30 protein-coding genes and 1 riboswitch are annotated in these 26,275 nt (G+C 64.9%); of the genes, 18 read left to right on the plus strand and 12 right to left on the minus strand.

Translation table 11 applies throughout. The features are described from left to right. Window positions 1–15: 15 nt before the first annotated feature. Both ACTYOL_RS14615 and ACTYOL_RS14620 read left to right on the plus strand, forming a co-directional pair. Window positions 16–1,266 carry a carbohydrate porin gene (locus ACTYOL_RS14615; RefSeq protein WP_197891058.1) on the plus strand — a complete coding sequence of 417 codons (1,251 nt, stop codon included), beginning with the start codon at window positions 16–18 and terminating at the stop codon, window positions 1,264–1,266. Window positions 1,267–1,372: 106 nt separating this feature from the next. Next, on the plus strand, window positions 1,373–1,990 hold the full coding sequence (locus tag ACTYOL_RS14620) for a LysE family transporter (RefSeq protein WP_414155583.1): 618 nt from the start codon (window positions 1,373–1,375) through the stop codon (window positions 1,988–1,990). Window positions 1,991–1,993: 3 nt separating this feature from the next. Here ACTYOL_RS14620 and ACTYOL_RS14625 read toward each other — a convergent pair whose 3' ends face one another. Genes ACTYOL_RS14625 through ACTYOL_RS14635 form a run of 3 tightly spaced genes read right to left on the minus strand, consistent with a single transcriptional unit; the run spans window position 1,994 to window position 3,718 of the window. After that, window positions 1,994–2,395 carry a hypothetical protein gene (locus ACTYOL_RS14625; protein ID WP_054890856.1) on the minus strand — a complete coding sequence of 134 codons (402 nt, stop codon included), beginning with the start codon at window positions 2,393–2,395 and terminating at the stop codon, window positions 1,994–1,996. 52 nt (window positions 2,396–2,447) lie between these two features. Further along, the gene (locus ACTYOL_RS14630; protein ID WP_197891054.1) at window positions 2,448–3,200 is read right to left on the minus strand and encodes an anti-sigma factor family protein; all 753 of its coding nucleotides are present in this window, start codon (window positions 3,198–3,200) and stop codon (window positions 2,448–2,450) included. Then, window positions 3,197–3,718, minus strand: a complete 522-nt coding sequence (locus ACTYOL_RS14635; protein WP_054890858.1) for a sigma-70 family RNA polymerase sigma factor — start codon at window positions 3,716–3,718, stop codon at window positions 3,197–3,199. The genes ACTYOL_RS14630 and ACTYOL_RS14635 overlap by 4 nt, the downstream gene beginning before the upstream one ends. 130 nt (window positions 3,719–3,848) lie before the next feature. On the opposite strand from ACTYOL_RS14635, the gene ACTYOL_RS14640 reads away from it, so the two are divergent. From ACTYOL_RS14640 to ACTYOL_RS14660, 5 genes are all read left to right on the plus strand, one after another. Further along, complete coding sequence (locus ACTYOL_RS14640; RefSeq protein WP_197891052.1) at window positions 3,849–4,895, plus strand: catalase family peroxidase; 1,047 nt, start codon at window positions 3,849–3,851, stop codon at window positions 4,893–4,895. Then, a complete protein-coding gene (locus ACTYOL_RS14645; protein WP_125929736.1) occupies window positions 4,892–5,425 on the plus strand; it encodes a cytochrome b in 534 nt (177 codons plus the stop codon). The genes ACTYOL_RS14640 and ACTYOL_RS14645 overlap by 4 nt, the downstream gene beginning before the upstream one ends. A gap of 56 nt (window positions 5,426–5,481) precedes the next feature. After that, window positions 5,482–6,693 carry an MFS transporter gene (locus ACTYOL_RS14650; RefSeq protein WP_444756487.1) on the plus strand — a complete coding sequence of 404 codons (1,212 nt, stop codon included), beginning with the start codon at window positions 5,482–5,484 and terminating at the stop codon, window positions 6,691–6,693. A gap of 88 nt (window positions 6,694–6,781) precedes the next feature. Further along, on the plus strand, window positions 6,782–7,327 hold the full coding sequence (locus tag ACTYOL_RS14655; protein WP_054890862.1) for a cupin domain-containing protein: 546 nt from the start codon (window positions 6,782–6,784) through the stop codon (window positions 7,325–7,327). 6 nt (window positions 7,328–7,333) lie between these two features. After that, entirely contained in the window at window positions 7,334–7,621 is a 288-nt protein-coding gene (locus ACTYOL_RS14660) for a DUF7693 family protein (RefSeq protein WP_054890863.1), read from the plus strand. On the opposite strand, the gene ACTYOL_RS14665 is transcribed toward ACTYOL_RS14660, so the two are convergent. Next, window positions 7,613–8,203, minus strand: a complete 591-nt coding sequence (locus ACTYOL_RS14665; protein ID WP_444756488.1) for a 2-hydroxychromene-2-carboxylate isomerase — start codon at window positions 8,201–8,203, stop codon at window positions 7,613–7,615. The genes ACTYOL_RS14660 and ACTYOL_RS14665 overlap by 9 nt on opposite strands. Window positions 8,204–8,243: 40 nt before the next feature. Then, window positions 8,244–8,975, minus strand: coding sequence for an SDR family oxidoreductase (locus ACTYOL_RS14670; RefSeq protein ID WP_444756489.1), 732 nt, complete (start codon window positions 8,973–8,975; stop codon window positions 8,244–8,246). Between the two features lie 88 nt (window positions 8,976–9,063). On the opposite strand from ACTYOL_RS14670, the gene ACTYOL_RS14675 reads away from it, so the two are divergent. Then, window positions 9,064–9,624: a TetR/AcrR family transcriptional regulator gene (locus ACTYOL_RS14675; protein ID WP_054890865.1), complete on the plus strand. Its 561-nt coding sequence runs from the start codon at window positions 9,064–9,066 to the stop codon at window positions 9,622–9,624. Window positions 9,625–9,662: 38 nt separating this feature from the next. Here the strand turns inward: ACTYOL_RS14675 and nfsB are convergent, their stop codons facing one another. Next, entirely contained in the window at window positions 9,663–10,313 is a 651-nt protein-coding gene (gene nfsB / locus ACTYOL_RS14680) for an oxygen-insensitive NAD(P)H nitroreductase (protein WP_414155586.1), read from the minus strand. A gap of 102 nt (window positions 10,314–10,415) precedes the next feature. Here nfsB and ACTYOL_RS14685 point away from each other — a divergent pair, with 102 nt between their 5' ends. Beyond that, window positions 10,416–11,312 (plus strand): LysR family transcriptional regulator, encoded by an 897-nt coding sequence (locus tag ACTYOL_RS14685; protein WP_444756490.1) that lies wholly within the window; start codon window positions 10,416–10,418, stop codon window positions 11,310–11,312. On the opposite strand, the gene ACTYOL_RS14690 is transcribed toward ACTYOL_RS14685, so the two are convergent. Continuing rightward, window positions 11,309–12,178, minus strand: coding sequence for a hypothetical protein (locus tag ACTYOL_RS14690; RefSeq protein WP_153773832.1), 870 nt, complete (start codon window positions 12,176–12,178; stop codon window positions 11,309–11,311). The genes ACTYOL_RS14685 and ACTYOL_RS14690 overlap by 4 nt on opposite strands. 135 nt (window positions 12,179–12,313) lie before the next feature. Between ACTYOL_RS14690 and ACTYOL_RS14695 the strand changes: the two genes are divergently transcribed. Both ACTYOL_RS14695 and ACTYOL_RS14700 read left to right on the plus strand, forming a co-directional pair. Further along, window positions 12,314–13,144: an AraC family transcriptional regulator gene (locus ACTYOL_RS14695; protein WP_444756491.1), complete on the plus strand. Its 831-nt coding sequence runs from the start codon at window positions 12,314–12,316 to the stop codon at window positions 13,142–13,144. A gap of 48 nt (window positions 13,145–13,192) precedes the next feature. Then, window positions 13,193–13,777, plus strand: coding sequence for a LysE family translocator (locus ACTYOL_RS14700; protein WP_153773834.1), 585 nt, complete (start codon window positions 13,193–13,195; stop codon window positions 13,775–13,777). 3 nt (window positions 13,778–13,780) lie between these two features. On the opposite strand, the gene ACTYOL_RS14705 is transcribed toward ACTYOL_RS14700, so the two are convergent. Next, complete coding sequence (locus ACTYOL_RS14705; protein ID WP_153773835.1) at window positions 13,781–14,992, minus strand: sugar transporter; 1,212 nt, start codon at window positions 14,990–14,992, stop codon at window positions 13,781–13,783. Window positions 14,993–15,186: 194 nt separating this feature from the next. Here ACTYOL_RS14705 and ACTYOL_RS14710 point away from each other — a divergent pair, with 194 nt between their 5' ends. After that, the gene (locus ACTYOL_RS14710) at window positions 15,187–16,479 is read left to right on the plus strand and encodes a hypothetical protein (RefSeq protein WP_444756492.1); all 1,293 of its coding nucleotides are present in this window, start codon (window positions 15,187–15,189) and stop codon (window positions 16,477–16,479) included. 56 nt (window positions 16,480–16,535) lie between these two features. Here ACTYOL_RS14710 and ACTYOL_RS14715 read toward each other — a convergent pair whose 3' ends face one another. Next, window positions 16,536–17,588 (minus strand): NAD(P)-dependent alcohol dehydrogenase, encoded by a 1,053-nt coding sequence (locus ACTYOL_RS14715; protein WP_153773837.1) that lies wholly within the window; start codon window positions 17,586–17,588, stop codon window positions 16,536–16,538. A 181-nt stretch (window positions 17,589–17,769) separates the two neighbouring features. On the opposite strand from ACTYOL_RS14715, the gene ACTYOL_RS14720 reads away from it, so the two are divergent. Then, a complete protein-coding gene (locus ACTYOL_RS14720) occupies window positions 17,770–18,675 on the plus strand; it encodes an AraC family transcriptional regulator N-terminal domain-containing protein (RefSeq protein ID WP_444756493.1) in 906 nt (301 codons plus the stop codon). A gap of 8 nt (window positions 18,676–18,683) precedes the next feature. Here the strand turns inward: ACTYOL_RS14720 and ACTYOL_RS14725 are convergent, their stop codons facing one another. Then, window positions 18,684–19,283, minus strand: a complete 600-nt coding sequence (locus ACTYOL_RS14725; protein WP_444756494.1) for a TetR/AcrR family transcriptional regulator — start codon at window positions 19,281–19,283, stop codon at window positions 18,684–18,686. Window positions 19,284–19,374: 91 nt separating this feature from the next. Between ACTYOL_RS14725 and ACTYOL_RS14730 the strand changes: the two genes are divergently transcribed. Further along, the gene (locus tag ACTYOL_RS14730) at window positions 19,375–19,992 is read left to right on the plus strand and encodes an NAD(P)H-dependent oxidoreductase (protein ID WP_444756495.1); all 618 of its coding nucleotides are present in this window, start codon (window positions 19,375–19,377) and stop codon (window positions 19,990–19,992) included. On the opposite strand, the gene thpR is transcribed toward ACTYOL_RS14730, so the two are convergent. Continuing rightward, on the minus strand, window positions 19,953–20,501 hold the full coding sequence (thpR, locus tag ACTYOL_RS14735; RefSeq protein WP_054890876.1) for an RNA 2',3'-cyclic phosphodiesterase: 549 nt from the start codon (window positions 20,499–20,501) through the stop codon (window positions 19,953–19,955). The genes ACTYOL_RS14730 and thpR overlap by 40 nt on opposite strands. 196 nt (window positions 20,502–20,697) lie before the next feature. Here thpR and lpxO point away from each other — a divergent pair, with 196 nt between their 5' ends. The 3 genes from lpxO to ACTYOL_RS14750 all read left to right on the plus strand — a co-directional run bounded on the left by lpxO (window position 20,698) and on the right by ACTYOL_RS14750 (window position 22,692). Next, window positions 20,698–21,597, plus strand: a complete 900-nt coding sequence (gene lpxO, locus ACTYOL_RS14740; RefSeq protein ID WP_054890877.1) for a lipid A hydroxylase LpxO — start codon at window positions 20,698–20,700, stop codon at window positions 21,595–21,597. Between the two features lie 102 nt (window positions 21,598–21,699). Next, complete coding sequence (locus ACTYOL_RS14745) at window positions 21,700–22,044, plus strand: carboxymuconolactone decarboxylase family protein (RefSeq protein ID WP_054890878.1); 345 nt, start codon at window positions 21,700–21,702, stop codon at window positions 22,042–22,044. Window positions 22,045–22,122: 78 nt separating this feature from the next. After that, entirely contained in the window at window positions 22,123–22,692 is a 570-nt protein-coding gene (locus ACTYOL_RS14750; RefSeq protein WP_197891029.1) for a GNAT family N-acetyltransferase, read from the plus strand. A gap of 85 nt (window positions 22,693–22,777) precedes the next feature. Here the strand turns inward: ACTYOL_RS14750 and ACTYOL_RS14755 are convergent, their stop codons facing one another. Beyond that, window positions 22,778–23,524 (minus strand): outer membrane beta-barrel protein, encoded by a 747-nt coding sequence (locus ACTYOL_RS14755; protein ID WP_153773839.1) that lies wholly within the window; start codon window positions 23,522–23,524, stop codon window positions 22,778–22,780. A 161-nt stretch (window positions 23,525–23,685) separates the two neighbouring features. Then, window positions 23,686–23,888, plus strand: a riboswitch (cobalamin riboswitch). A 113-nt stretch (window positions 23,889–24,001) separates the two neighbouring features. On the opposite strand from ACTYOL_RS14755, the gene ACTYOL_RS14760 reads away from it, so the two are divergent. Beyond that, a complete protein-coding gene (locus ACTYOL_RS14760) occupies window positions 24,002–26,128 on the plus strand; it encodes a TonB-dependent receptor (protein WP_444756496.1) in 2,127 nt (708 codons plus the stop codon). The last annotated feature ends 147 nt before the right edge of the window (window positions 26,129–26,275 follow it).

The following is a 26,275-nucleotide window of genomic DNA, read 5'->3' on the forward strand; positions in this document are numbered from 1 at the left end:
ATCCGAGACCCTGCAATGTCCCCCGCTTTTCGCTTGACCCCTCTTGTCTTCGCCCTGACCAGCACCGCTTCGCTCGCCGCCGACAACACCCTGACCGGTGACTGGGGCGGCCTGCGCCAGCAACTGGAAGAAGACGGCATCCACATCACCGGCGACTACAGCGGCGAGACCGCCTACAACGCCCACGGTGGCCTGCACCGCTCGGCGCGTTATTCGCAGAACCTCAAGTTGGGCGTGCAATTCGACCTGTCGAAACTGTATGGCCTGGACAACGGCGGCAAGGTCCAGCTCACCGTCAACGACCGCCGCGGCAACAGCGCCTCTGAAGACCTGGTCGGCAACCGTCTGCCGATCCAGGAGAACTACGGCGGCCTGTATACCCGCCTCACCGAACTGAGCTACGAGCGCAACCTGTTCACCCCGGCCTTGAACCTCAAGCTCGGCTACATGGCCATGGGCAACGACCTCGGCGGCCTGGACAGCGGCATCCTGTGCAATTTCATGAATGCCGGCTTCTGCGGCCACCCGCTGAACATGTCCGGTGGCAGCGGCTGGACCAACTACCCCAACGCGCACCTCGGCGCCCGGGTCAAATACGATCTCTCGCCCTCCTGGCAACTGCGCGTGGCGGCCTTCAACGTCGATCCGCAGAGCAACGGCAACTCCAGCCGCGCCTGGCACCTGGGGCCCAAGCACAGCACCGGCACCGTGGTGCCTGTGGAGCTGGTCTACAAGGTGCAGGGCGAACGGCCGGGCGAGTACAAGCTGGGCTACTACTACGACAGCTCCAACGTGAAGCGCATCGGCAGCGACCAGGACGTGGCCGGACGCAGTGGCCATTACCTGCTGGTCGACCAGGCGTTGTGGAACGACCCAGCCTCTGCGGGTCGCAGCCTGCATGCGTTCGGCCAATATTCAGCGTCGAGCAAGGCCGCCTCGCCCTTCACTCGCTGGTATGGCGCCGGTGTGGTGCTGTACAAGCCCTTCGAAGGACGACCGCGCGACACCCTGGCGCTGGGCTACGGGCGGGCGGTGCCGAATCCGCGCAGCCGTCAGTTGCTGGAAACCACCGCGCTGGATGCCGGGCGTGACTTCCCCGGCCTGGACAGCGCCGAGCAACTGATCGAACTCAGCTATGGCTACCAGGCCACGCCATGGCTGAACCTGCGCCCGGATGTGCAGTACATCATCGAGCCGGGCGCCTTCTCCGGCGAAGCGATCGACAACGCGCTGGTCGTCGGGCTGCAGGTCAAGGCGACGTTTTGACCGGCAAGATCCGCTTCTGCAGGTTCCAGCGCATTCATGATGAGCCGCTATGCAAGGCGGGCGGAACGTGGCATATATCCTGGCATTCCCCCAGGAGAACTTTCCCATGCTCGGCGTAACCGACTACGGCGCCTTCGTCATCGCCTTCATCGTCCTCCTGGCCATTCCCGGCCCCGGTAACTTCGCCCTGATCACCGCCACCGGCAAAGGCGGGATCAAGGGCGGGCTGGCGGCGACCCTCGGGGTGATCCTCGGCGACCAGGTGCTGATGTGGCTGGCCGTTGCAGGCGTCGCCACCCTGCTCGCCGCCTACCCGGCCGCCTTCCACGTCGTGCAGTGGGCTGGCGCCGCCTACCTGGCCTGGCTCGGCCTGCGCATGGTGCTGAGCAAGCCCGGCACTGCGCCGCGTGAAAGCCGCATGGACAGCGGCCACTACCTGCGCCAGACCATGATGATCACCCTGCTCAACCCCAAGGCGATCATGTTCTACATGGCCTTCTTCCCGCTGTTCATCGATCCGGTACAGCATCAGGGCTTCATCACTTTCGCCTTCATGGCGGTGACGGTCGCCGGGCTGACCCTTCTCTACGGCCTGTTCGCGGTGCTGCTGACCCACCACCTGGCCGAGCGCATGCGCGCCAATCCGCGGATATCCAACCTGCTCGAGCGGCTGGCCGGTGCTTGTCTGGTCGGGTTTGGCATCAAGCTGGCGGCGATGCGCTGAGACTCAGGCACCACCAAGCAGGTCGTGGGCATCGAGCAGCCGGAAGGCCACTTCCGGATTGCGCTCCAGGCCTTTGCGAATAGCGGCTGGGATCGACTGGCGGGTCTTGCGGCACAGCCCCGGCTGGTCGTCCAGCTCGATGACGAAGCCGCGCATGGTACGCACCTCGTTGTAGCCTGGTGCGATATGCACGCGAATGCCCAATTGCTCGTAGAGGCGTGACTGCAGGCGCTGCAGGTCTTCCAGGCTCTGGAGGTTTTCCAGACGTTCGAGCAGGCGCTTCTCCTCCTGGCGGTTGAGCAGAAGAATGCGTTGGGCCTGGGGTGGGTGCGCGTGCAACTGCTCGCGCCCGCAATCACAGGCGCCGGGAGGGCAAGGCTGGCGCAAGGCAGGTGTGCTGGACATGGGCCAAGCATAGCGCTTTCAAATGAAAGTTCGCCTCCCCTGGAAATCGTCGCTAGAGACTGACGCCCAAGGTCCTCCTGACCTGTTCCGCGCGAGCATCGTCTGCCGCACTGACCAGGGCGAAGTTGTAGTCACCATGGGACCAGTAGCGCGCCTCGAGCTGCCCATCGACGCGCTGCCCGCTGGGCATCTGCTCGTAGCGCCCGCCTGGGGAGCGCATGAACAGGCTGATGCGTTCGCCTTTTTTGTCCTGGAACACCAACAATGCCGCCGGGCCGTCCTCGTTGGCCAGCAGGCGTGCACCCACAGGCTGGAAGCCGTATCCGCTGAGATCCGGCACCTGGCCGACCCGGTTGAAATGCCGCCCCAGCCACGACTGCAACTGTGCAGGGTCATCGGCCTGGACATCGAGGGCCGTGGCGTCGGCGAACAGCTTGTGTGCCTGCACCGCGTCGGCCATCGGCAAATCGCCTGCCAGCATCGTCGATTCACGTGCCTGCCAGCCCCCTAGCCCGCCAAGCCCCAACGCCAGCAGCAGGACAGCGGCCGACGCGAAGCGCTGCTGGCGACGCTGACGCACCCGCCGCCGCAGGTGGGCGAGTTCCAGTTGCGGGTTGTGGGGCATGTCGTTGAAACCGGCAAGCGCCGCGCGCAGGCGCCGGGCATCGCTGCGCCAGGCCTCGATCCGCGCGGCCTGCTCCGGGTTGGCCGCAAGCCAGGCCTCGACCTCGGCCCGGCGTACAGGCTCCAGTTGGTCGTCGACAAAGGCGTGCAGCTCTTGCTCGGTGGGGATCAGGCGAGTCATTTCAGTCTCCGCAAGGCCGGGGACGATGGCTTGCCCTCGGTCAGTTCACGCAACGCGGCACGGGCGCGCGACAAGCGCGACATGACGGTGCCGATCGGTATATCCAGGGCCTGGGCGACTTCCTTGTAGCTCAAGCCCTCGACGCTGACCAGCAGCAACAGCGCGCGCTGTTCGCTGGGCAGGCGGGCGAAGGCCTGCAGGTCGGCCTGGGCCAGCACGATGCTCTCGGTCTCGTAGCCCAGCGGCTCCTCGGCCTGCCCGCCGCGACCGAACCAGTTCAGCCAGCGCGAGTGCAGGCGATCGCGGCGCTTGCCGTCGAGGAACAGCCGATAGAGGATGGTGAACAGCCAGGCACGCCGGTTCTGTTCCTCTCGCTGTTGACCGCTGCGGGTGAGCGCACGCTCGACGGTGGCCTGGACCAGGTCGTCGGCACTGCCGCTTTCGCGGGTCAGCCACAGGGCGAAGCGCCGCAGGCTTTGCAGCAGTTCGCGCCATTGTTGTTCATCCAGGTCATGCATGGTCAGGCCCCGGCCCCATGGGCTGTCAGTGTAATGGGCAGACGGGGCGCGACGAAATCTATTCCCGTCGAGGGAATAAATTTTTCGCTCCCACGTCATACCGGCTCATTCACTGACTCGGAACGTCACCATGAACACACCCCTGCAAGGCCCTGCCAAGGCCCTGCGCCTGGCCGCCATAGGCGCCACGGTCGTGGCGCTGGGTGCGGGCTTCGCCTATGCCGCCGGATGGATCGGCACCCCTGCCCTGACGCCACAGCGCATCATCGACACCTTCGAAGCCCAGGCCGGCCACCATCCCGGCTACCGCAAGAACCACGCCAAGGGCCTGTGCGTCAGCGGCTACTTCGAAAGCAGCGGCCAGGCGCAGGCGCTGTCGAGCGCGCGGGTATTCAGCCAGGCACGGGTGCCGGTGATCGGCCGCTTCGCCATCGGCGGTGCCAACCCCTACAGCCCCGACGCCGGCATACCGACCCGCAGCCTGGCGGTCCAGCTGAGTACCGACGACGGCCAGGTATGGCGTACCGGCATGAACAATCCACCCGTGTTGGCGGTAAGCACCCCGCAAGCTTTCTATGAACTGGTCGTGGCCAGCGGCCCGAGCCCGGCCACCGGCAAACCGGACCCGGCCAAGCTGCAGGCGTTCTTCGCCGCCCACCCGGAAAGCGCAGCCTTTCGCCAATGGGCCGCCAGCGCCAAGCCCAGCGACAGCTTCGCCAACACCGACTACAACAGCATCAACGCCTTTCGCCTGATCGATGCCAGTGGCAAGGCGCAAGCCGTGCGCTGGCGCATGGTCGCGCAAACACCCTTTGCCCCTCTGCCCGCCCAGGTCGAGGACAACCTGTACCTGCAACACGACCTGCAACAACGCCTCAGCCAGGCGCCGTTGCGCTGGACACTGCGCCTGACCCTCGCCGAACCCGGCGACGCCATCGACGACCCGGCCAGCCAATGGCCCGACTCGCGCCGCAGCATCGATGCCGGCACCCTGGTGATCGACCACGTCGATGCACCTGAACAAGGCGCCTGCCGCGACCTCAACTTCGACCCGCTGATTCTGCCCAGCGGCATCGAAGCCTCCGCCGATCCGATCCTCGCCGCGCGCTCGGCCGCCTACTCGGAATCGTTCAACCGCCGCAGCCGTGAAAGCCTCGGCGCAGGAGCACGCCCATGAAACCGTCCGCCTTCCACCCCCTGGCCCGCCTGGTGCACTGGCTCATGGCGATACTGATCCTGGCGATGCTGTTCATCGGCGTGAGCATGGTCGGCGACCTGTCGCCACGTCACCCCTGGCTGGTGGAGCTGCACAAGGCCACGGGCCTGGCGCTGCTGGCACTGGTGGTGCTGCGCATCATCCTGCGCCTGACCCTGCCGCACCCGCCACTGCCCGCCGACCTGCCACCGCTGCAGCGTTTCGCTGCCGGCGCCTCGCACCTGGCGCTGTACGGGCTGATGCTGGCCATGCCGTTGCTCGGCTGGGCGATGCTCTCGGCCGGCGGCTACCCACGGCCCTTGCAATTGCCGGCGATCATGCCTCACGACCTGCAGTTGTATGCCGTGCTGCGCCAAGCGCACGGCTGGGCGGGCTACCTGCTGTTCGTCACCATCCTGGCCCACCTCGGCGCAGCGCTGTTCCATGCACTGGTGCGTCGCGATGGCGTATTGCGTAGCATGTGGCCAGGGCCCTTGCGCCGCAGCGACTGAAAAACGCCTGCAGGCGGAATGGGGCCGATACCTTTCCGCCTGCCATGGATGTTTCAATGACCACCGCGAAGGACACTGCATCTCCCACCCTGCCCCAAGCCCCCGCCCTGGACCTGCGCCCGCTGCTGCTGGTGAACATGGCCTGCACCATGTCGATGATGGCGTTCGTTGCCTTGATCGGCCCCATCGCCCGCCTGCTGGGGATGGCGACCTGGCAAGCCGGTGCGGCGGTCACCGTGGCAGGCGTGGTCTGGGTCATTCTTGCACGCCCATGGGGCCGGGCCGCCGACCGCCTGGGCCGGCGACGCATCCTGCTGATGGGCAGTGCCGGCTTCACCGTCGCCTATTGGCTGCTGTGCCTGTTCATCGATGGCGCCTTGCGCTGGCTGCCGGGCGCGACCCTGGCCTTTCTCGGCCTGATGCTGACCCGCGGCCTGATCGGCGCCTTCTATGCCGCGCTGCCGGTGGGCGGCAATGCGCTGATCGCCGACCATGTCGAGCCCGAGCGCCGCGCCCGCGCCATGGCCTTGCTCGGCGCAGCCAATGCCGTAGGGCTGGTGCTCGGCCCGGCACTGGCCGCGTTGCTGGCTCGCCATAGCCTGAGCGCCCCGTTCTTCATCATGTCGCTGCTGCCGGCCAGCGCATTCCTCGTGCTGCTGTTCAAGCTCAAGCCTCAGCCGCTGCCCCACAACTATGCGCCAAGCCCTGTGCGCCTGGGTGACCCGCGCCTGCGCCGACCGTTGATCGTGGCCTTCAGCGCCATGCTCAGCGTGACCGTGTCGCAGATCACCGTGGGCTTTTTCGCCCTCGATCGCTTGCAACTGAACAGTGCCGATGCCGCCCAGGCCGCAGGCATCGCCCTGACCGCCGTGGGCGTGGCGCTGATTGGCTCGCAGATTCTGCTGCGCCAGTTGGAGTGGCCACCGCTGAAGATGATCCGCGTGGGCGCCAGCATCAGCGCGCTGGGCTTTGCCGCCGGGGCCTTGGCCACCACTGCTCCGGCATTGTGGGCGTGCTTCTTCGTCGCCGCTGCCGGCATGGGTTTCGTCTTCCCTGCCTTCTCGGCGCTGGCCGCCAATGCCATGCAAGCCAGCGAACAAGGGGCCACCGCGGGGTCGATCAGCGCTGCTCAAGGCATGGGAGCGGTGATCGGGCCGCTGGCCGGGACGCTGGTCTACGCCGTCGATCCGCGCCTGCCGTTCGTGGCCGTGGCCGTGCTGTTGCTGCTGGTCGGGCTGTGGCCTGCCCCCGCCGTCCAGCGCACCTGACAAGCACAGCGCGTTGCCGGTCAGAGTGTGTTTTAATGCGCTGCCCATTATTTTTGACACCTCTGATCACTCACTACTCAAGGCGGCTATGGACACGGGGACACGACTCAAACTGGTGCGTGAACGCAACAACCTCTCCCAGCGGGAGCTGGCCCGCCGCAGCGGCCTGACCAACTCGACGATCTCGCAGATCGAGCAGAACCGCGTCAGCCCCTCGGTCAGCTCCCTGAAAAAGCTCCTCGAAGGCATCCCCATGAGCCTCGCCGAGTTCTTCAGCTTCGATGAACCTGCACGCGAAGAGCGCTACGTGTTCCGCGGCGGCGAGCAACCCGACCTGGGTCGCAACGGCCTGCGCATGCTGCTGGTCGGCGCCAGTGTCGAAGGCCGACAGATGCGCATGCTGCGCGAGCTCTACGCACCGGGTGCCGACTCGGGCGAGCCGATCGTGCATGCCGAAGGCGAGGAATGCGGGCTGGTCACCCGGGGGACGGTCGAGTTGTGGGTCGATGGCCAGGTCAGCGTGCTCAACTCGGGCGACGGCTACTACATCCCCACCACGCTGCCGCACAGCTTCAAGAACATCGGCCCGGACGAAGCAGAAATCATCAGCGCCAACACCCCGGCGAACTTCTGATCGTTCATGTCCGCCCCCAACAGCCGTGAGATCTACCAGTGCCTGCGTGACGCCGCCCTCGGCGTCCAGGCGCTGGAAGTGCACGAGCACCTGAGCGACGGGCGGGTCAGGGTACAGATCGGCCACTGGCAACTGATCCTGACCCTCGACGACGAAGGCCTCGCCCATTGCAGCGAATGCCGCGCCCCCGATGGCCGCGAGGCCGAGCGCGGCCACTGGCAGCGCTATGGCACCGACCCGGTCGAGCTGCTCAGCGTCTGGGAGCGCACGCAACTGGAGCGGCTGTTAGGTTAATGCTTCTTCGATGAAGTCCAAGCGGTCCTGACCGAAGAACATCTGCCCGCCGACAAAACAGATCGGCGCGCCGAACACGCCCCGCTCGACCGCCTCCTGGGTCACCTGCTTGAGCCGCTCCTTGACCTCGACGTCGGCCGCCAGGGCACGAAACGCCTCGGGGTCCATGCCTGCTTCGCGCAGCGTCGCATCGAGCACCTCAGGTTCCGACAGATTGCGCTGTTGCACCCACAGCCCGTCGAACAACGCCCTGAGCAAGGGTTCGAGGCGCTCGGGCGAACGCATCTGCGTGCCGAGCACGCCCCGCATCAGGTTCAGGGTATTGACCGGAAACCCGGGCGGGAGGCTGAACGGCACGCCATAACGGGCAGCGAAGCGTTTCAGGTCACCGATCATGTAGCGCCCCTTGGCCGGTATCGTCGCCGGCGAGGCATTGCCGGTGGCCTGGAACACGCCGCCCAGCAGCATTGGCCGCAGCGCCAGGGCAGCGCCTCGGCGGGCACACAGGGCGGGCAACTGGGTCCAGGCCAGGTAGCTGGCCGGACTGCCCAGATCAAAGTAGAACTCGACGCACTTGCTCATGCAGCACTCCTTGTGGCGGAAGGTGGTTGGGCACAGCGGATCACCAGCGTTCGATCCAGGGGCGCAAGTCAAGTTCGAAGGTCCAGGCGTCCCGGGGCTGGGTGTGCAGGTACCAGTAGCTGTCGGCGATATGCGCCGGGTCAAGGATGCCATCCTGGTCCTTCAGGGCGTAGCGCTCAGGGAAGGTATCGCGAATGAACGCCGTGTCGATGGCGCCGTCGACCACCACGTGCGCCACGTGAATGTTTCGCGGCCCCAGCTCGCGCGCCATGCTCTGGGCCAGGGCGCGCAAGGCGTGCTTGGCACCGGCGAAGGCAGCAAAACCGGCGGCGCCGCGGGTGCCGGCCGTGGCGCCGGTGAAGATCAGGGTGCCGCGTTCGCGGGTGACCATGCGCCGCGCCACTGCCTGGGCCGTGAGAAAGCCGGCGAAGCAGGCCATTTCCCAGATCTTGAAGTATTTGCGCGGCGTTTCGTCGAGGATGCTACAGGGCACGTTGGCGCCGATGTTGAACACGAAGGCCTCGATCGGGGCGACATCACGCTCGATGGTTTCGATCAGCTCGGCCACCGCCTCTTCCTTGCGTGCATCGGAGCCGAAACCGTAGGCCTGACCGCCAGCCGCACGGATCTCGTCCACCAGCGGTTGCAGCTTGTCAGCGTCGCGACGGGTCACACAGGCGATATAACCTTCGCGGGCAAAACGCTTGGCGATCTCGCCGCCGGTGGCATCACCCGCCCCTATCACCAGGACCGCTTTTCGTTGTTCTGTCACCGGCGCCTCCATTGATGAACGATTATTTAGTAAATGAACGCTATGCTATGATCGCTGCACCGTCAAGCCAGCACACCGAGGGTCACGGATGCGCTACTCCACCGATCACAAGCAACAGACTCGCGAGAAGCTGCTGGCCAGCAGCGGCGTCCTGGCCAAACGTGGTGGTTTCGCCAGTACCGGGGTCGCCGAGTTGATGAAGGCCATCGGCCTTACCGGTGGGGCCTTCTACAATCACTTCCCGTCCAAGGATGACCTATTCAGCGAGGTGGTGCGACGCGAGCTGTGCAATAGCCCGTTCGCTCGCCTGGCCAGCCAGGGCGCCGACCGCGAACGTCTGCGCCGCTGCCTGAAGCAGTACTTGAGCCTCGCCCACCTGCACAATCCCGAAGGTGGCTGCCCGCTGCCGCCGCTGGGGGTCGAGATCGCTCGCGCCGAGCGACCGGTCCGTGAACAGGCCGAACACTGGCTGCTCGAACTGCAGGCCGCGTGGAGTGAAACGCTTGGGGACGAGCGCAGGGCCTGGGCGCTGATCAGCCAGTGCGTCGGTGCTCTGGTGGTCGGGCGTATGTTGGCCAGCGAGGAAGTACAGCAGCAAGTGCTGGACGCCAGCCGCGACGTGGTCGAGCAGGCGCTGGAGGAAGATTGAAAGCCGGGGCAGACCGTAGCGGCCTGCCCCGGTTTTTTTCAGAGGAAGGTGAACACCGTCTCGGCCGGCAGCCGCGACTTGCTCAGGCCGGCATTGAAGTCATCTTCACTGCGATACCCCAGGCTCAGCAGCACGACGCTGGTGAAGCCACGCTCGCGCAGGCCCAGCTCGGCGTCCAGCGCCTTGCTGTCGAAGCCCTCGATCGGGGTCGCATCGAGCCCGTGGGCGGCAGCGCCCAGCAAAGCGGTGCCCAGGGCCAGGTAGGTCTGCTTTTCCATCCAGTGCTGCGCATCCTTGAGATCGTAGCGGTGCAGGTTCACATAGCCACGGCGCGTCGTGTCCTGGCCGGCACGGGCCTGATCATCGCGAAAACGGCCGTCGGCTGCTTCCTGGTCAAGCACGGCGTGCAGGTGCGCCTCGGTCATTTCTGTGCGGGTGGCGAACACGATCACGTGCGAGGCGTTGAGAATCTTGGGTGTGTTGTAGGCGAAGGCTTCGGTGGCCTTGGCCAGGCGTGCCTTGCCTTCGGCGCTGTCGGCGACGACGAAGTGCCAGGGCTGCGAGTTGACCGAGGACGGGCTATGTCGCAATTGCTCGAGCAGTGCATCGACGGTGGCCTGCGGGATCTTGCGGCTGGCGTCGTAGGCCTTGGTGGTGTAGCGGCGCTTGGCCAGGGTGACGGTATCCATCGGAACTGCTCCTGTCAGGGAAGGTGATGGCGCGTATCTTATCTTTCCCACAGGAAAGAAAAACCAGCACAATGCAGCAACACTTTCATTCCAGGAGTGAAAATGCTGCGCCTTGACGATCTACACCTGTTCATTCGCTCCAGCGCCTTGGGCAGCTTCACCGCCGCCGCGCTGGAAGCCGACCTGCTACCGGGCCAGGTCGCAGCAGCGATCAAGCGCCTGGAGCGAGAGCTGGACGTGCGCCTGTTTGCCCGCACCACCCGTAGCCTGCGCCTGACCGCCGAGGGTGAACTGTACCTGCCCACCGCCCACAGTGTGCTGGAGACCCTGCGTCACGGGCGTGAGAGCCTGCATGGCGATCACAGTGAACTGCGTGGTGTACTGCAGGTGTCGGCGCCTTCGGATGTCGGACGCAACCTGGTGCTGCCCTGGCTCACCGAGTTTCGCCGCGAACACTCGGGCCTGAGCCTGCGCTTCTTTCTCTCCGACGAACTCGCCGACCTGTACCGCGACCCGGTGGATGTCGGCATCCGCTATGGCATCGACGACACTGCCAACTACATCTCGCTGCCACTGGCGCCGTGGAACCGCAGGGTACTGGTCGCCGCCCCCGCCTACCTCGCCCGCCGCGGCCGCCCGCACACCCCGCAAGACCTGCAACAGCACGACTGCCTGCTGTACCTGCAGCAGTCGCGGGTCTTCGACCGCTGGCAACTGGGTGAGCAGACGGTGCAGGTCAGCGGGCCGCTGTTCTGCGATGACGCCGATGTGGTACGGCGCTGGGCACTGGCCGGCGAAGGCATCGCCTTCAAGTCATGGCTGGACGTGCACGCCAATGTCGCGGCCGGCGAACTCGAGGTGCTGATGCCGGACTTCCCCGGCGACCTGCGCCCCCTGATCCTGGTGTGCCCGCACCGCAAGCAACTGTCGCCGGCGGTGGCCCGCTTGCATCAGTGGTTGCAGGGCAAGTTTGCGCAGTTGCAGCCCGACCCTGGTTAGTGCGCCTTGCAGGAAGACTCGGCCTGCTCCTTGGCATCCTTGCCAAGCGTCAGCACGCTGCCATAGATGGCGCACAACCAGCCACCCCGCTCATGCACCTGCTGTCGAGCGGTGTCCACGACCGCGAACATCTTGCCCACCGTCACGGTGGGAATGACGTAGGCGGGAATCAGCAGCGCCAGCGTCAACGCCCAACGCACTTTCGGATTGGCGTTGGCGCCATGCTCACGCATGACGAAATAACACTGGGCATCATCAATGACGCGGCCCTGGGCAAGCACCTCCAGAACATGCTCGTCCTGGCTCGTGAAGGGCGTTTCACCAGCTGCCCCACTCGGCGATTGCCTGGCGCGCAAGCCCTCCAATATCTCGCCAGCCTCGCCACGTAGCACCCTGGCACTGCCTTCACGCTTGATCAGGTCTTCAAAGGTCGGATAACGATACGCACCCGGCGCGCACAGGTGATACAGCACGGAAAACACCAGCAGGCTCAGACCGCTCAGCCAATACATGAACAAGCTGAATGGCAATTGCTCGACATGTCCCGCCTGCTTGAACCCCTCGACCGCCAGAGGCACGACGCTCAGGGCCACAGTCACCAGAAGCATGAGCTTGCTGGAGGCGATCAGCGACATGACTTTCCAGTCATGGGCAAACCCCACCTTCGGCGCTCGAAAAGATAGGGCACCGCTCGCCAGGGTGCACACGCCGACGAACACCAGGTAGATGATCAACAGCCAGCCGCCCGTGGCGCCCATGCTCTGAACCAGGGGAATCACTGTGAAGATCGCTACCACCTGGGCAATCACCGCAGCGACGACCATGACCAGCAGCACCTGCAACCAATTTGTAGATGTGTCTTTCATCAGAGCAACAGCTTCCTGCAAAAACACCCAGTATACCGGCCCAATGCCACTATCCGAACTATCCCGTGCACATCCGTTCTAAAATCCGCAGCGCTTTTAAGCTAAGGTGAAAACTCCCTTTCGCAGGCCTCGCCCATGTCCAACTGGATCGACCTCAAGCAAGACGCCGACACCGGCATAGAGTCGGTCCGCGCGCATTTCGTCGGCCACGCCTACGACCCGCACTGGCACGACAGCTTCCTGGTCGGGGTCACCGAACAGGGCGTGCAGCAGTTCAATTGCCGCCGGGTTCGGCACCAGAGCACGCCGGGCCAGGTGTTCCTGCTGGAACCCGGTGACCTTCACGATGGCGACGCTCCCACGCGCGAAGGTTTCACCTACTCCACGCTGTACCTGGACTCGAAGTGGCTGGAAAACGAACTGCATGCACTGTTCGAACAGGCCCCGGCAGGCTGCCTGCCCGCCTTCGCTGACACCCTGTGTGCCGACCCGCGACTGGCGGGCGCCACCTTGCGCGCCTTCCAGGCCATGCACGGCGGCGAGCTACGAATCGTGCGCCAGACCGCCATGGACGACCTGCTGGCCTGCCTGACCCGGCACCTGCACTGGCGCAAGCGCCTCGACCCCGATCCACGCCTGCCGCTGTGCGCCCAGCGAGCGCGCGACTACCTGCACGCCCATATCGACCAGGACATCGGCCTGAACGAAGTAGCGCAGGCCTGCGGCGTCGATCGCTTTCGCCTCACCCGCGCCTTCAAGGCCGCCTTCGGCCTGGCGCCGCACGCCTACCTGATTCAGTTGCGCCTGGCCCGCGCCCGGCGCCTGCTGGCTCGTGGCGACACCCCCAGCGAAGTGGCCATGGCCTTGGGCTTTGCCGACCAGAGCCACCTGGGGCGCTGGTTCCGTCGTGCCTACCGGCTGACACCGGCCGACTATCGCCGACGCTGCTCAAAGCTTCCAGACTGAACCGCCCCCACGCCTGACCATGGTGTTCCGAACCACAGGAGCCTCACCATGTCGTCATCGCTGTTGCCCTTCATCCTTTTCGCCTTGGCCGCCAGCATCAGCCCCGGGCCGACCAACCTGCTGATTCTCGCCCACGGCGCGCACAACGGCCTGCGTGCCAGCCTGGCGCCGATCTTCGCGGCCTGCGCGGCGGCCGCGGCGATCGTCTGGGTGGTAGGCCTGGGGCTGGGAGAGGTGCTGCTGCGCCACCCGCTGGCGCAGCAAGTGATGAGCTGGGTGGGCGTGCTGTGGTTGAGTCGCCTGGCCTGGCAGTTGTTCCGCGCCGCTGGCGAGCCCTTGCATGCCACGGCGCGGCAGCGCTTCGGGGTCGGCAGCGCGGCATCGCTGCAACTGGTCAATCCCAAGGTCTGGCTGATGGCGGTGGCGGTGATCGGGGTGTTTGCCACGCCAGGATTGCCGGTGTGGCACCTGGCGCTGGTATTTCTGATCATCGCCCTGCCATGCATGGGCGCCTGGGCGCTGCTCGGGATCGGCAGTGCCCGCTGGTTGCGTTCGCCCCGGCACCTGCAGCGCTTCAATCAGTTGCTGGCACTGTTGCTGGTGGTGTCGGCGTGGTCGGCTTTACTGGCGTGAAGCTCAAGGCGCGGGGGGCGCGGCCAGGGCATCGCGAAAGCGCTGGCTGCTGGCCAAGGCCAGGCCCAACCCCACCACCGCCACCACACCGCCGACCAGGCCGATATTGGCCACACCGATCTGGCTGCTGACGATACTGCCCAGCAATGCCCCGCCACCGATACCGATGTTGTAGATCCCCGAGAACAGTGCCATGGCCACATCGGTAGCGTCGGACGCCAACTTGAGCGTCTTCGACTGCAACGACAGGCTGAAGCTCAGGATCGCCACGCCCCAGAACATGCTCAGCACGGCGAACGCGGCGAAGTTCCCCGACAGCGGCAACAGCAGCAACAGGCACGCGGCCAGACAACCGATCGAGCCGACCAGGAAACCGTGCGGGAAGCGGTCGCTGTAACGGCTGAACAGCACCGAGCCGAGCACACCCGCCCCACCGAACAGCAACAGGATCAGGGTCGTGTGCTCACCGCTGATCTGCGCCACATGCAGGGCGAACGGTTCGATGTAGCTGTAGGCGGTGAACTGTGCGGTGATCACCAGCGTGACCAGAAGATAGGTGATGACCAGGGCAGGCCTGCGGAACAGGATCGGCAGGCTGCGCAGCGAACCGGAGTTCTGGCTCGGCAGCAAGGGCAGCGACTTCATCAGGCACAGCATGGTCGCCAGCGCCACGCCCGCAATGCTGAGGAAGGTGATGCGCCAACCCAGCGCCTCGCCCACTACCCGCCCGAGCGGGATGCCCAGGACCATCGCCAGGGTAGTGCCGGTGGCCAGCAACCCGAGCGCCTTGGCCTGCTTGCCAGCCGGCGCCACGCGCACCGCCAGCGACGCGGTGATCGCCCAGAACACCGCGTGCGACAAGGCGATGCCGATGCGGCTGACCAGCAGCATGGCGAAACTCTGCGCCATCCACGACAGCAAGTGGCTGACGATGAATACCAGGAACACGAACAGCAACAGGCGCCGCCGCTCGATGTTACGGGTCATCAGCATCATCGGCAGCGAAGCCAGTGCCACCACCCAGGCGTAGATGGTCAGCATCAGGCCCACCTGCGCGGTGGTCATGTCGAAGCTGCGACCGATGTCGCTGAGCAGTGCCACCGGCACGAACTCGGTGGTGTTGAAGATGAACGCCGCCAGCGCCAGCGCGATCACGCTCAGCCAACTGCCGCCGCCTGCCGGTGCAGGTAGGGAATCAGGTAGGGGTCCATTCATCGAGGCCAATGCAATCTCCGCAGGCAAAGCGATAGGACGCGCCCCACGTGCCCAGGTTCGGGTCGCGGATGCACGTTTGTTATTGGTAGGAATACTCGGCATGGTACGCGTCAAGGCCAGGCCTCACAACCGCGCGCGCACGGAGTACCATGACGCACTGTAGCAACATGCGGAACAAGGAGTCCGATCCGCTCATGGACACGCAACACCCTCAGCAGCAGTGGCAACAGGCGGTCACCGCCTACGCCGAGGCCGTCAACCGTCATGTTGCGCAAGGTTGCGCACAAGGACACGACACAGCACAAGCGCCCTGCCCACCGGCCATCGATCACCTGCTCGACGCCTGGCAGCTCGCCCTGCACGCAATCAACCGACCTGGCATCGACGAGCACCAGCGTCAGTTGTTTCGCGAAGCCTGGCCGCCCGCCCATGATCCCTTGCTGCCACTGCTCCCGAGCCATGGCCAGGGTATCGCCCAGGTGCTGCTGCTCGATGACGGCCGCTTGCTTGCACGTATCGGCATGCCCCATGACAACGGCCAGGTGGTGCAGATCGACCGCAACGGGGTGACCCCGATGATCAGTGTCGAGCACTTCGGCCGCTGCCCGCGACGACGCTACTTCGCCCTGGCCAATGCGGAGGGCGTAAGGGTCACCGACGGCTGGGGCGGCCCACAGGTCGCTCGGTTGTCCTGGCCCCATGGCCTGGAAGGCCTGCCGCCTGGCTACCCGTTCGATCCCTTCGACCTGCCACCCACCCCAACCCGCCTGCTCCCCCTGCCGGATGGCCGACGGGTACTGCTGGTCAGCCGCGAGGGCATCTTCCTGCTCACACCTCGAGGTGCCACCCGCCTGCTGCGCCGCGAAGCAGACATCCTCGCGCAACTGGCCGACGGCACCGACCCTGACGACATCGCGCTGACCCTGACCCAAGCCCATGCCGCACTGTCGCCGGACGGCAGACGGATCGTGCTGGGCGAGCAGCGCGGCAACCACCAGGTACTCGACGAGCACCTGGAGCCGCTGGCCGAGATCGTCCCGGCGGGGGAACATCCGCACTTCGCCCTGTTCAACCACCGCGGCGACCAGTTGCTGCTCAATGCCTGCCAGGGCGACGGCGGCGCCAGCCTTGGCGTAACGCTCGCCAATCTGGCAACCGATCCGCAGATCTCGATGCTGCAGGACGGCGTGCAGATCCATGCCGGCGTCGCACGTCAAGGCGAGTACATCGTCGGCGATGCCCAAGGTTACCTGCGTGGCTTCGGCGAAGACGGTCGCGCGCACTGGCAGCATTATCTGGGGTCGGCCATCAGCGCCATGGACATCAGCGCCGACGGCCGCACCCTGGTCGCCGCCAGCCATGCCGGATTCATCTCGCTGATCGCCTTGGACAGCAAGCGGCCTGCCTGGCAGATCGGCACTGGCGAACACGCCGAGGTGCGGCGCTGGTTGTTCTGGAAAGGGTGGAGGAAGGCGATGGTCTGGTAGCGCCTGTACTGGCCGCAATCGCGGGACTCGCCCCGCGATTGCGTTCAACGCCCGGATCAGGCCTGCAAGGTCGCCATGTCGATCACGAAGCGGTACTTCACATCACCCTTGATCATCCGCTCGAACGCCTCGTTGATGTGGCGGATATCCAGCATCTCGATATCGCAGCTGATGCCGTGCTCGGCGCAGAAGTCCAGCACTTCCTGGGTTTCGGCGATGCCGCCGATCAAGGAGCCGGCCAGCACCCGCCGCTTGAGCACCAGGTTGGCCGCATGCACGGGCGGATCGACCGGCTCGATCAGGCCGACCAGGATGTGCACGCCGTCGAACTTCAGGGTTTCGAGGTAGGGATTCAGGTCGTGTTGCACCGGGATGGTGTCGAGCAGGAAGTCGAAGCGACCCGCCGCCTCGCGCATCTGCGCCTCGTCGGTGGAGACGATGACATGATCGGCGCCCTGGCGACGGGCTTCCTCGGCCTTGGCCGGGGAGCGGGTGAACAGCGTCACCTCGGCGCCCAGGGCCTTGGCGAACTTGATGCCCATGTGGCCCAGGCCGCCCATGCCCAGCACGCCGACCTTGTGCCCGGGCCCCACGCCGTGGTGCTTGAGCGGTGAGTAAGTGGTGATGCCCGCGCAGAGGATCGGCGCTGCACTGGGCAGGTCCATCCCTTGGGGAATACGCAGGACGAAGTGCTCGCTGACCACGATGCTGCTGGAATAGCCACCCAGGGTATTGCTGCCGTCGATACGGTCGGGACTGGCGTAGGTCTGGGTCGGCCCTTCCAGGCAATACTGCTCCAGGTCCTGCCGGCAAGCCTCGCAATGGCGGCAGGAATCGACCATGCAGCCGACGCCGACCAGGTCACCGACCTGATACTTGCCAGCCTTTTCACCTACGGCGGTGACACGACCGACGATCTCGTGGCCGGGCATCAGTGGGTAGACGGCTATGCCCCACTCATTGCGGGCCTGGTGAATATCGGAGTGGCACACGCCGCAGTAGAGGATGTCGATGGCGACATCGTCCGGGCGCAGGCCACGGCGCTGGAAGGTCATGGGCGCCAGGGGCGCGGTGGAAGACTGGGCGGCATAACCGATGGCGGTGTACATGCTCTGGACCTCGCAATATTGAAACGATTCAGGCCACGCATTCTGCGCATCGAAACGGGCCCGGCCCACAGCCGATCCTCCGGCATTCGTGCCTGATTCTCCGGAATTGGCCGCAGCGATCTGGCGCTGGACTGTCAATCTGCGAAGATGCCAGTGTCTGATTCTCTGTCCCTGGTTTGCCATGCACCTGACCCAACACGTCGACGCCAATGCCCCCCTCTGCTCGCTGATCCGCGCCCTCGCCTCGCGCCCCGGATTCGTCGACACCTACCTGCCCCAGGTCCAGGTGTTGTCGTGGGACCACTATGTGGCGAGCAGCCCACAGATCTATGAACCGAGCCTGATCATCATCGCCCAGGGCAGCAAGCTCGCGCGCCTGGGGCCGCGCACGCTGGAATACGGTGCCGGGCACTACCTGATCCAGGCGCTTTCAGTGCCCTTCATGTGCGAAACCTTCGCCACGCCTCAGGCGCCCATGCTCGGCGTGGCCGTGAGCATCGACCGCAACGTGCTCAACGAACTGGTGCAGAACATGGACCTGCCGCCGGATCCGGCGGTACAGGCGCAGACGCCGCAGTCGATGAGCTCGGCGGCGCTGGGTGCACCGATGCGCGCCAGCGTCGAGCGTCTGCTCGAATGCCTGCAGGACCCACTGGATGCGAAAATGCTGGGGGCTGCACGGGTGCGGGAGGTGCTGTATACAGCCCTGCTCGGCCCTCAGGCCGGCGTGTTGCGGGCACTGGTCGAACAGCAGGGGCACTTTGCCCGGATCGGCGTCGTGCTCGCCTACCTGCGCGATCATTTCGCCGAGCCGTTGAGTGTCGAAACGCTGGCCAGCCGTGCCAACATGAGCGTTTCGACCTTCCACGAACACTTCAAGCGCTGCACCGAACTGGCGCCGATGCAGTACCTCAAACGCCTGCGCCTGCTCAAGGCGCAGCAGATGCTGATCGGCGAGAGCCTGGGCGTGGCCCAGGTGGCGCACCGGGTGGGCTACCAGAGCACCTCGCAGTTCAGCCGCGAATACAAGCGCGAATTCGCCCGCAGCCCGGGAGACGAACTGCCCTACCGCAGCCTGCCGGTATGACCCAGCCCTCAGCCCTGGCGCCGGACCATCGCCACGATACCGGCGCTCAGTTCCGCCTTGGCCTGCCCTGGCTCGACTTCCCCCGACGCCGCCGCCTGTGACAATGCCTCGGCGGCGCCGACCAGCAGACGCAAGCCGGCCAATCCGATATCCCCGCCCGGCGCAAACGGCGCCAGCGCCTGGCGGCACCTGTCCAGGAACGGATCCTCGTACCCACGCTTGAGCGCCTCGAGCTCCGGCGAGCCGGCCAACGCCGCACTGACGCCCGGTATCTCACGCCCCTGGGTCATCACACAATCGACATAGGCTGCGGCGATTACCGCCGCACGCGCCTCAAGGTCCACAGGACAGTCCGCCAGCACGACCTCGAGCATGGCGGTCTGGCGCGCGTCGTATTCCTCGTAAAGCGCCACCAGCAAGCCGTTACGGGTTTCGAAGTGGTCGTACACCACCGGCTTGGTCACCCCTGCCAGCTCGCTCAGGCGCCCCAGGCTCAGCGCATCGGTGCCCTCCTCGCGAACCATCTGCCAGGCCACCGCTATCAATTGCCGCCGACGATGCTCACGGGACAGGCGTTTACGTACAGGGCGCGTCTCATCGCTTGACATAGCTTACCTACCAAAAGTAACTTACCAACCGTAACTTACGCCGAGTATATAGCGCCCGGCCTCTTCCCGCATCCCATAAAGAAACGCATCCATGCACGCCCTGATCGTCCTCGCCCACCCCGACGCCCAATCACTCACCCACGCATTGTCCAGGCAGATCGCCGACGGCCTGGCCCAGGCAGGCCATACCAGCGAAATCGCCGACCTGGCCGCAGAGGGCTTCGACCCGCGCTTCGAATTGCCCGACCTCAATGTCCATCGTCACCTGGCCAAGCCGCCGGCGGACGTACTTGCCGAGCAGGTACGCATCGAACGCGCCGATACCCTGGTGCTGGTCTACCCGGTGTACTGGTGGTCGTTCCCCGCACTGCTCAAGGGCTGGATCGACCGTGTGTTCAGCAATGGCTGGGCCTTCGGCTACGAAGGCGGCAAGACCACCAAGCTGCTCAACCACCTGAAAGTCCACCTGGTGGCGGTCGGCGGCACCGACGCTGCCCTGTTCGACCGCCATGGCTACGGCGCTGCAATGCGCGTACAGATCGAGCACGGCATCTTCGACTGGTGCGGCGCCCAGGTATCGAGCTCGATCCTTCTGGACGAGAGCGAAGGCCCGGATACCGCCAGGCACTTACCCACCGCCTACACCCTCGGACAACGTCTGTTCGCCCCTCAGGCTTCGTCCAGCGGCCACTCGGCCAGCGGACAGTAACGGCCCTTGCGCGATTCATAGAGACCGAACCGGCGGGCATTGAGGAAGAACTCCGGAGCCTGCGCCGCCTCTGGTGGCTGCCCCTGGAAATCCCGTGACAGCGTCAGGTGCGGACGGTATTCACGGGCCTGCTCGGCGATGCCCAGTGGCAGTAGGCGCTGCTCCAGGCCGTAGACCAGTTGGCGCAGGCTGGCAGGGGTATCGCCAGGTTCGAGCACCAGCGCGCCGGCACGTCGCCACACCTGCAGACGGTCGAGCAACAGGCGTATCGGCGCCCCTGGGCGCGTCATGCCGTCTACCGCCGCGCACAGTGCCGGTACCTGGGCGGCATCCACATCGCCCAGAAACAGCAACGTCACATGAAAATTCTCGGCCGGTACCGGCTTGCCGGCCCGCAACCCCAATTCACGACGCCACTGGGCAACGGCCCGGCGCTGGGTTTCGGGCAAAGCCAGGGCGAAAAACAGGCGCTTGAAGGGCGCGCCGCTTGGGCGTACATCCTGAACCATCGGAAACTCCTCGAGGGCTGAAGGGCATGCAGGTTCAAACGCTGCCAGGGTTGAATCGTTTGCGCAGCTTCCAGGGTATTCCACCTTCGTCCATCAGCGATGACTTAACAATAAGTACAAACTGGCGACACGATTGTTTATGCTGGCGGGCTACAGCCATGGCGCATGGCCATTTTTATTCGACAAGTAACCGTCCATGAAAATTGCACTCGTACTGATCTTCGTCCTCTCGATCGCCTATGTTCACCTGCGCGGTCGCGTTCGCCACAAGCTGACTCGCCAGCTGGGCGACCACTCGAGCTTCCTCGCCCCGGTCAACAGTTTCCTGTACCTGTTCTCCAAGCACCCGGCCAAGCCCTATTTGCCCGTCGAGTCGTTCCCTGAGCTGCAGCCGCTCAAGGACCACTGGCAGGAAATTCGCGAAGAAGCCCAGCAATTGCTGCACGCCGGCGAGATCAAGAAATCCGACAACTACGATGACGTTGGCTTCAACTCGTTCTTCAAGACCGGCTGGAAGCGCTTCTATCTGAAGTGGTACGGCGAGAGCCACCCTTCGGCGATGACCCTGTGCCCACGCACGACCGAACTGCTGCAAGGCATCGGCACGGTCAAGGCGGCGATGTTCGCCACCCTGCCGCCGGGAGCCAAGCTGGTTCGTCACCGTGACCCCTATGCCGGCTCCTACCGTTACCACCTGGGCCTGGACACACCGAACGACGATGGTTGCTACATCGATGTGGACGGCGAGAAGTATTCCTGGCGCGACGGCGAGGCGGTGATCTTCGACGAGACGTACATCCACTACGCGGCCAATACCACCGAGCACAACCGTATCATCCTGTTCTGCGACGTCGAGCGCCCATTGAAGTACCGCTGGGCAAGCGCCTTCAATCGTTGGTTCAGCCGCAACGTCATGGCCGCCGCAGCCGCGCCCAACGATGCCAACGACAAGACCGGCGGCATCAATCGCCTGTTCACGCGCATCTACAAGATCCGCGAACGTGGTAAGGCCATGAAGAAGCGCAACCGCACCCGCTACTACCTCGAGAAGTGGGCCGTGGTGGCGGCACTGGTGCTGCTGTTCATCTACATCTGACACGTCCTGCGGCCTCCTTGCCCCTCGGTGACGAGGCCTGCCCTTCCCCCCATCTTCGACTAGCCTGAAAGCTCCTGTTGCCAACCTGACAAGGTGAAGACGATGAGCATGATGGACTGGGACGCCTACCGTAAGCAGTTGATGGCCGGCATCGGCGATCTCAAGCAGCTTTCTCCCGACACCGTGGCCGGCTACGCCACCGCCAGCGCTGCCGGCGCCAAGACCAACCACCTCGACGCCAAGACCCGCGAGCTGATTTCCCTGGCCGTGGCGGTGACCACTCGCTGCGACGGCTGCATCGCCGTGCATTCGCAGCAGGCGGTCAAGCACGGTGCGACCCGCGAGGAAATCGCCGAAGCCCTCGGCGTGGCCGTGGCCATGAACGCGGGCGCTGCCCTGGTGTATTCGGCACGGGCGCTGGATGCGGTCGGCAAGGCCGGCAGTTGACGCTCTCGGGCGCCACAGCCCTTGCATGACGGCGCCCATCCACCCAGACTTGCCGGCCCAGCCCGAGCAGGAACCGACATGATCCACATTCGCCCCATGACCGCGGAAGACTTCGAGCGTTTCTGGCCGACCTTCCAGGCCATCGTCCAGGCGCGCGAAACCTACGCATACGACCCGCAGATGTCGCAGGAGCAGGCGCGCACGCTGTGGCTGGAGTTTCCGTTGCACACCCTGGTGGCCGAAGAGGATGGCGAGCTGCTTGGTTCCTACTACCTCAAGGCCAATGCCGCAGGCCCGGGTGCGCACGTGGGCAATTGCGGATACATGGTCACACCCCGTTCACGCGGACGTGGCGTGGCACGGCTGATGTGCGAGCACTCGCAGAAGCTGGCGCGCCAGGAGGGTTTTCTGGCCTTGCAGTTCAATTCGGTAGTGGCGAGCAACGAGGTGGCCGTGGGGCTGTGGCACAAGCTCGGTTTCGAGACCGTCGGGCGCCTGCCCAAGGCATTTCGTCATGCAGCACTGGGGCTGGTGGATTGCCTGGTGATGTACAAGTGGCTGGCCGATGAGCCGGTAACCGAGAAACCGGCACTGCTGATCGGACGCAAGAATATCGAGGCACGGGTGTCTCGGCGCCGGGGCCGCTAGGCACCCTTGAGCCTGCTGGGGAATCCTCGTGCCGAGATTGCGGCACGAGGCTGCCCTTACATACGGCGTACAACCATCGAAGGCATCAGAACGCCAGGCCGACCTTCACGCCAAACTCGTCACGCTTGAGCTTGTTGTTGTCGGCAACCGGCGAGTCCTCGTCGATCTTGTACTCGGTACGGGTGTAGTACACGCCCGCCTGGATCGGCATGCCGCCCTGCTGGTTCATCAGCAGAGTGACTTCGGCATACGGGTTGGTACGGTCCTTCATGTCGACACTGTCGCTGCCGAAGTCGTCGACCTTCAAGCGCGCACGGCCATCGATGGTGTGACGAGCACCGACTTCGACACGCAGGGTCGAGGCATCGAACTGGTGGTTGTAACCCAGCGCGGCCTTGGCGAACGGCGACTTGTAGGTCAACTTGGTGTCCAGGTCGTTGATCTCGGGCTCGAAACGGGTCCAGCTGTAACCGCCACCGACGATCACGTCGACGAAGTTGCGCGCATCCAGCGCGGCACGCCAGCCAAGGTCGAGGTCGGCCTGTGCCTCCTTGAGCTTGTTGTCGTTCTTCTTGCCGTACTTGGCTTCGGCACCGATCTGGTAGATGAAGCCGGACTCGGCCGTCATCTTGTTGCCGAAGTTGGCGAACACACCGCCTTGGCCCAGGTGCTCCTTGTCGGAGTCGCTGCCGCCTTCGAACTTGAACTTGTCGTAGGAACCGAGCAGGCCGAAGGTGAACAGGGGCTCGGTGCTGGGGGCTGCCATCGCTGCCAGCGGCGCGCCGAGGAGGGCCAGGGCGCAAGTGTGACGCAGCAGTTTTCCAGTAAACATTCGCAAAAGTCTCCATGACGTTGAATAAAAAGGGCGAACGAGCGGTTCGAGACAACGTCAGTCGGAAAAGTTCGAAAAAAATCTAATAAAAACGCGCAACCCTGTAGCCCATCACGTTTTTTCGCCTATCCAAACGATTGACTCCCCCTGCGTTCGATGGTCAGATGCCGCCAGTTTCAGGTGTCCTGCGCCGCCGTGCGCAGGGTGAAACGGGAAGCCGGTGCGTCTTTGCAGACAAGTCCGGCGCTGCCCCCGCAACGGTAAGCGAGCGAATCCTTCGACACACCACTGTGCTCAGGCATGGGAAGGTGAAGGCTTCACGACCCTCGCAAGCCCGGAGACCGGCCTGACGCTTCTGTTGGCAAACCCGCGGTGGGCGGGCGCAGGCCGGTGTTCGCGTGCGCGCCTGCGTGCGTGTCTGCTCGTCTTTGCGTTGTTTCCACCGGGATCCATTCATTCCTGAACCCGTGGAACGACATGTCCCGACACTTCAAGCTTCAAACTCTGGCCGCCTGCATGGCCGTGTCCCTGCCGGCGCTGGCCGAGCAGCCGCAAGGCAAGGTCCTCGACCTGCCCTCGACGGCGATCACCGAGACCCGCGACGAACAGATCGTCGATCTGGCAACCCCTACCCAAGCCGGTTCGCGCCTGAACCTCAGCGCCCTGGAGACCCCAGCCAGCACCACCAGCATCACCGCCGAGCAGATCCAGCAGCGCGCCAACCTCACGGTGCAGGATGCAGTGACCCGATCGCCCGGCATTACCTCCGTCGGCACCCCGGGCAACGGCAACACCGCCCTCTCCGCGCGTGGTTTCACCGGACACGCCTCGGTGATGACCCTGTTCGACGGCTCGCGCCTGTACACCGGCGCCGGCACCCAGACCTTTCCGGTCGACCCGTGGATGGTCGAGCGCATCGATGTGATCCGCGGCCCCGCCTCGGTGCTTTATGGCGAAGGCGCCACGGGCGCTGTGATCAACGTGATCCCGAAAAAACCCTTCGCCGGTGAGATCCGCAACCACCTGCGCCTGGGCTATGGCTCATGGGATCGCCAGCAACTGGGGCTGGACAGCGGCGGCAGCCTGAGCGAGCGCCTCAGCTACCGCGTTACCGTGAACAAGCAGGAAGGCAATGGCTGGGTCGACCGCACCGATTCGCGCAGCCTGGCCTTGAGTGCAGCCTTGCGCTTCGATGCCACCGACGACCTGAGCTTCACCCTCGCCCATGAGCGTGGCGACGCACAGCCCTCGAACTACTTTGGCACGCCGCTGATCGACGGCCACCTGCGCGACAGCCTGCGCAAGAAGAACTACAACATTCAGAACGACGTGCAGCGCTACCACGACGAATGGACCCGCTTCAACACCGACTGGACCCTCAGCGACAGCGTCACGGCCAGCAACCAGCTGTACTACATCAAGAGCCGTCGGCACTGGCGCAATGCCGAGGACTACACCTGGGATCCGACCCGCGAGCAGCTGGAGCGGGCAAGCTACCTGGAGATCAAGCACAACCAGGAGCAGATCGGCGACCGCCAGAGCTTCACCTCCGATCATTCGCTGTTCGGGCTGAACAGCAAGACCGTGGTCGGTGCCGAGTACAACAAGATCCGTTTCAATGTCGACAGCAACTCGCCGTACAACGATGTCGGCGGCGATTACGACGATCCTTGGAGTCCGGCACCGGGCGGGTTCCAGAGCCAGAACGTCACACGTCCACAGACCCTCTCGACCACCCACACCTTCGCCCTGTTCGCCGAGAACCGTACCCAACTGACCGATCGCCTGTCGCTGGTGACCGGTATCCGCCGCGACCAGAACCACATAGACCGTGACAACCTGACCAACGACACGCGAGTCGACCGCAGCCTGCAAGGCGGCAACTGGCGCGCCGGCCTGGTATTCGCGGTAACAGACAACCTGTCGCTGTACGGCCAGTACTCCACCAGCGAAGACGGGGTGAGCAACCTGATCAGCCTCAGCCCGAGCCAGATCAACTACGACCTGACCGAATCGAAGCAGACCGAGCTGGGGCTCAAGCAGCGCTTCTGGGATGGGCGTGGTGAATGGACCCTGGCGGCGTATCACATCGTCAAGAAGAAGCTGTTGGTCGACGACCCGATCAGCCATGAGAAACAGCAGGCTGGCCAGCAGACCTCCGACGGCCTGGAAGCCGCGCTTGAGCTGGATCTGGGCCACCAATGGCAGGTATCGGCCAACGCCTCGGTGGTCCGCGCCAAGTACGACGACTTCGACGAGATCGTCGGCGGCATCGCCCAGGACCGCGCCGGCAACCGCCCCGCCAACGTTCCGCGCCGCACCGCCAACCTCTGGCTCAACAAGGGCTTCGGCGAGACCGTCGACGCCGGCATCGGCCTGCGCTACGTCGACCAGCGCTATGCCGACACCGCCAACGCTTACAGCGTCCCCGGCTACACCGTAGTCGATGCCAATCTCGGCTGGCAGGTACTGCCCGACGTACGCCTGGGCCTGCAGTTGAACAACCTGTTCAACCGCGACTACGTGGTTGCCGCGCACAGTGGCGAACAATGGCTGTTGGGCGCGCCACGCTCGTACTTCGCAACGGTGGACTACAGCTTCTGATGATGTAGGCCTTGCCGGCCTATCGCGGGACAAGCCCGCTCCCACAGGTTCTTCACTGATCCTGTAGGAGCGGGCTGGTCCCGCGATAGGGCCGGCACATTCAGCAAAAAATCTCCCGAGCAACCAGCCACAGTATCGCTACCTTGA

It is taken from the genome of Pseudomonas sp. A014 (genome assembly GCF_052378495.1).
Classification (GTDB): domain Bacteria; phylum Pseudomonadota; class Gammaproteobacteria; order Pseudomonadales; family Pseudomonadaceae; genus Aquipseudomonas; species Aquipseudomonas machongensis.

Bases quoted from the DNA above. Each gene is read 5' to 3' on its own strand.
- ACTYOL_RS14715 (WP_153773837.1), bottom strand. From the start codon at position 17,588: ATGTACACCGCCATCGGTTATGCCGCCCAGTCTTCCACCGCGCCCCTG.
- lpxO (WP_054890877.1), top strand. From the start codon at position 20,698: ATGAAAATTGCACTCGTACTGATCTTCGTCCTCTCGATCGCCTATGTT.
- ACTYOL_RS14615 (WP_197891058.1), top strand. From the start codon at position 16: ATGTCCCCCGCTTTTCGCTTGACCCCTCTTGTCTTCGCCCTGACCAGC.
- ACTYOL_RS14620 (WP_414155583.1), top strand. From the start codon at position 1,373: ATGCTCGGCGTAACCGACTACGGCGCCTTCGTCATCGCCTTCATCGTC.
- ACTYOL_RS14725 (WP_444756494.1), bottom strand. From the start codon at position 19,283: ATGTCAAGCGATGAGACGCGCCCTGTACGTAAACGCCTGTCCCGTGAG.
- ACTYOL_RS14700 (WP_153773834.1), top strand. From the start codon at position 13,193: ATGTCGTCATCGCTGTTGCCCTTCATCCTTTTCGCCTTGGCCGCCAGC.
- ACTYOL_RS14760 (WP_444756496.1), top strand. From the start codon at position 24,002: ATGTCCCGACACTTCAAGCTTCAAACTCTGGCCGCCTGCATGGCCGTG.
- ACTYOL_RS14695 (WP_444756491.1), top strand. From the start codon at position 12,314: ATGTCCAACTGGATCGACCTCAAGCAAGACGCCGACACCGGCATAGAG.
- ACTYOL_RS14645 (WP_125929736.1), top strand. From the start codon at position 4,892: ATGAAACCGTCCGCCTTCCACCCCCTGGCCCGCCTGGTGCACTGGCTC.
- ACTYOL_RS14705 (WP_153773835.1), bottom strand. From the start codon at position 14,992: ATGAATGGACCCCTACCTGATTCCCTACCTGCACCGGCAGGCGGCGGC.
- ACTYOL_RS14655 (WP_054890862.1), top strand. From the start codon at position 6,782: ATGGACACGGGGACACGACTCAAACTGGTGCGTGAACGCAACAACCTC.
- ACTYOL_RS14630 (WP_197891054.1), bottom strand. From the start codon at position 3,200: ATGACTCGCCTGATCCCCACCGAGCAAGAGCTGCACGCCTTTGTCGAC.
- ACTYOL_RS14710 (WP_444756492.1), top strand. From the start codon at position 15,187: ATGGACACGCAACACCCTCAGCAGCAGTGGCAACAGGCGGTCACCGCC.
- ACTYOL_RS14720 (WP_444756493.1), top strand. From the start codon at position 17,770: ATGCACCTGACCCAACACGTCGACGCCAATGCCCCCCTCTGCTCGCTG.
- ACTYOL_RS14730 (WP_444756495.1), top strand. From the start codon at position 19,375: ATGCACGCCCTGATCGTCCTCGCCCACCCCGACGCCCAATCACTCACC.
- ACTYOL_RS14625 (WP_054890856.1), bottom strand. From the start codon at position 2,395: ATGTCCAGCACACCTGCCTTGCGCCAGCCTTGCCCTCCCGGCGCCTGT.
- ACTYOL_RS14640 (WP_197891052.1), top strand. From the start codon at position 3,849: ATGAACACACCCCTGCAAGGCCCTGCCAAGGCCCTGCGCCTGGCCGCC.
- ACTYOL_RS14675 (WP_054890865.1), top strand. From the start codon at position 9,064: ATGCGCTACTCCACCGATCACAAGCAACAGACTCGCGAGAAGCTGCTG.
- ACTYOL_RS14650 (WP_444756487.1), top strand. From the start codon at position 5,482: ATGACCACCGCGAAGGACACTGCATCTCCCACCCTGCCCCAAGCCCCC.
- ACTYOL_RS14660 (WP_054890863.1), top strand. From the start codon at position 7,334: ATGTCCGCCCCCAACAGCCGTGAGATCTACCAGTGCCTGCGTGACGCC.
- ACTYOL_RS14685 (WP_444756490.1), top strand. From the start codon at position 10,416: ATGCTGCGCCTTGACGATCTACACCTGTTCATTCGCTCCAGCGCCTTG.
- ACTYOL_RS14690 (WP_153773832.1), bottom strand. From the start codon at position 12,178: ATGAAAGACACATCTACAAATTGGTTGCAGGTGCTGCTGGTCATGGTC.
- ACTYOL_RS14635 (WP_054890858.1), bottom strand. From the start codon at position 3,718: ATGCATGACCTGGATGAACAACAATGGCGCGAACTGCTGCAAAGCCTG.
- nfsB (WP_414155586.1), bottom strand. From the start codon at position 10,313: ATGGATACCGTCACCCTGGCCAAGCGCCGCTACACCACCAAGGCCTAC.
- ACTYOL_RS14750 (WP_197891029.1), top strand. From the start codon at position 22,123: ATGATCCACATTCGCCCCATGACCGCGGAAGACTTCGAGCGTTTCTGG.
- thpR (WP_054890876.1), bottom strand. From the start codon at position 20,501: ATGGTTCAGGATGTACGCCCAAGCGGCGCGCCCTTCAAGCGCCTGTTT.
- ACTYOL_RS14755 (WP_153773839.1), bottom strand. From the start codon at position 23,524: ATGTTTACTGGAAAACTGCTGCGTCACACTTGCGCCCTGGCCCTCCTC.
- ACTYOL_RS14745 (WP_054890878.1), top strand. From the start codon at position 21,700: ATGAGCATGATGGACTGGGACGCCTACCGTAAGCAGTTGATGGCCGGC.
- ACTYOL_RS14665 (WP_444756488.1), bottom strand. From the start codon at position 8,203: ATGAGCAAGTGCGTCGAGTTCTACTTTGATCTGGGCAGTCCGGCCAGC.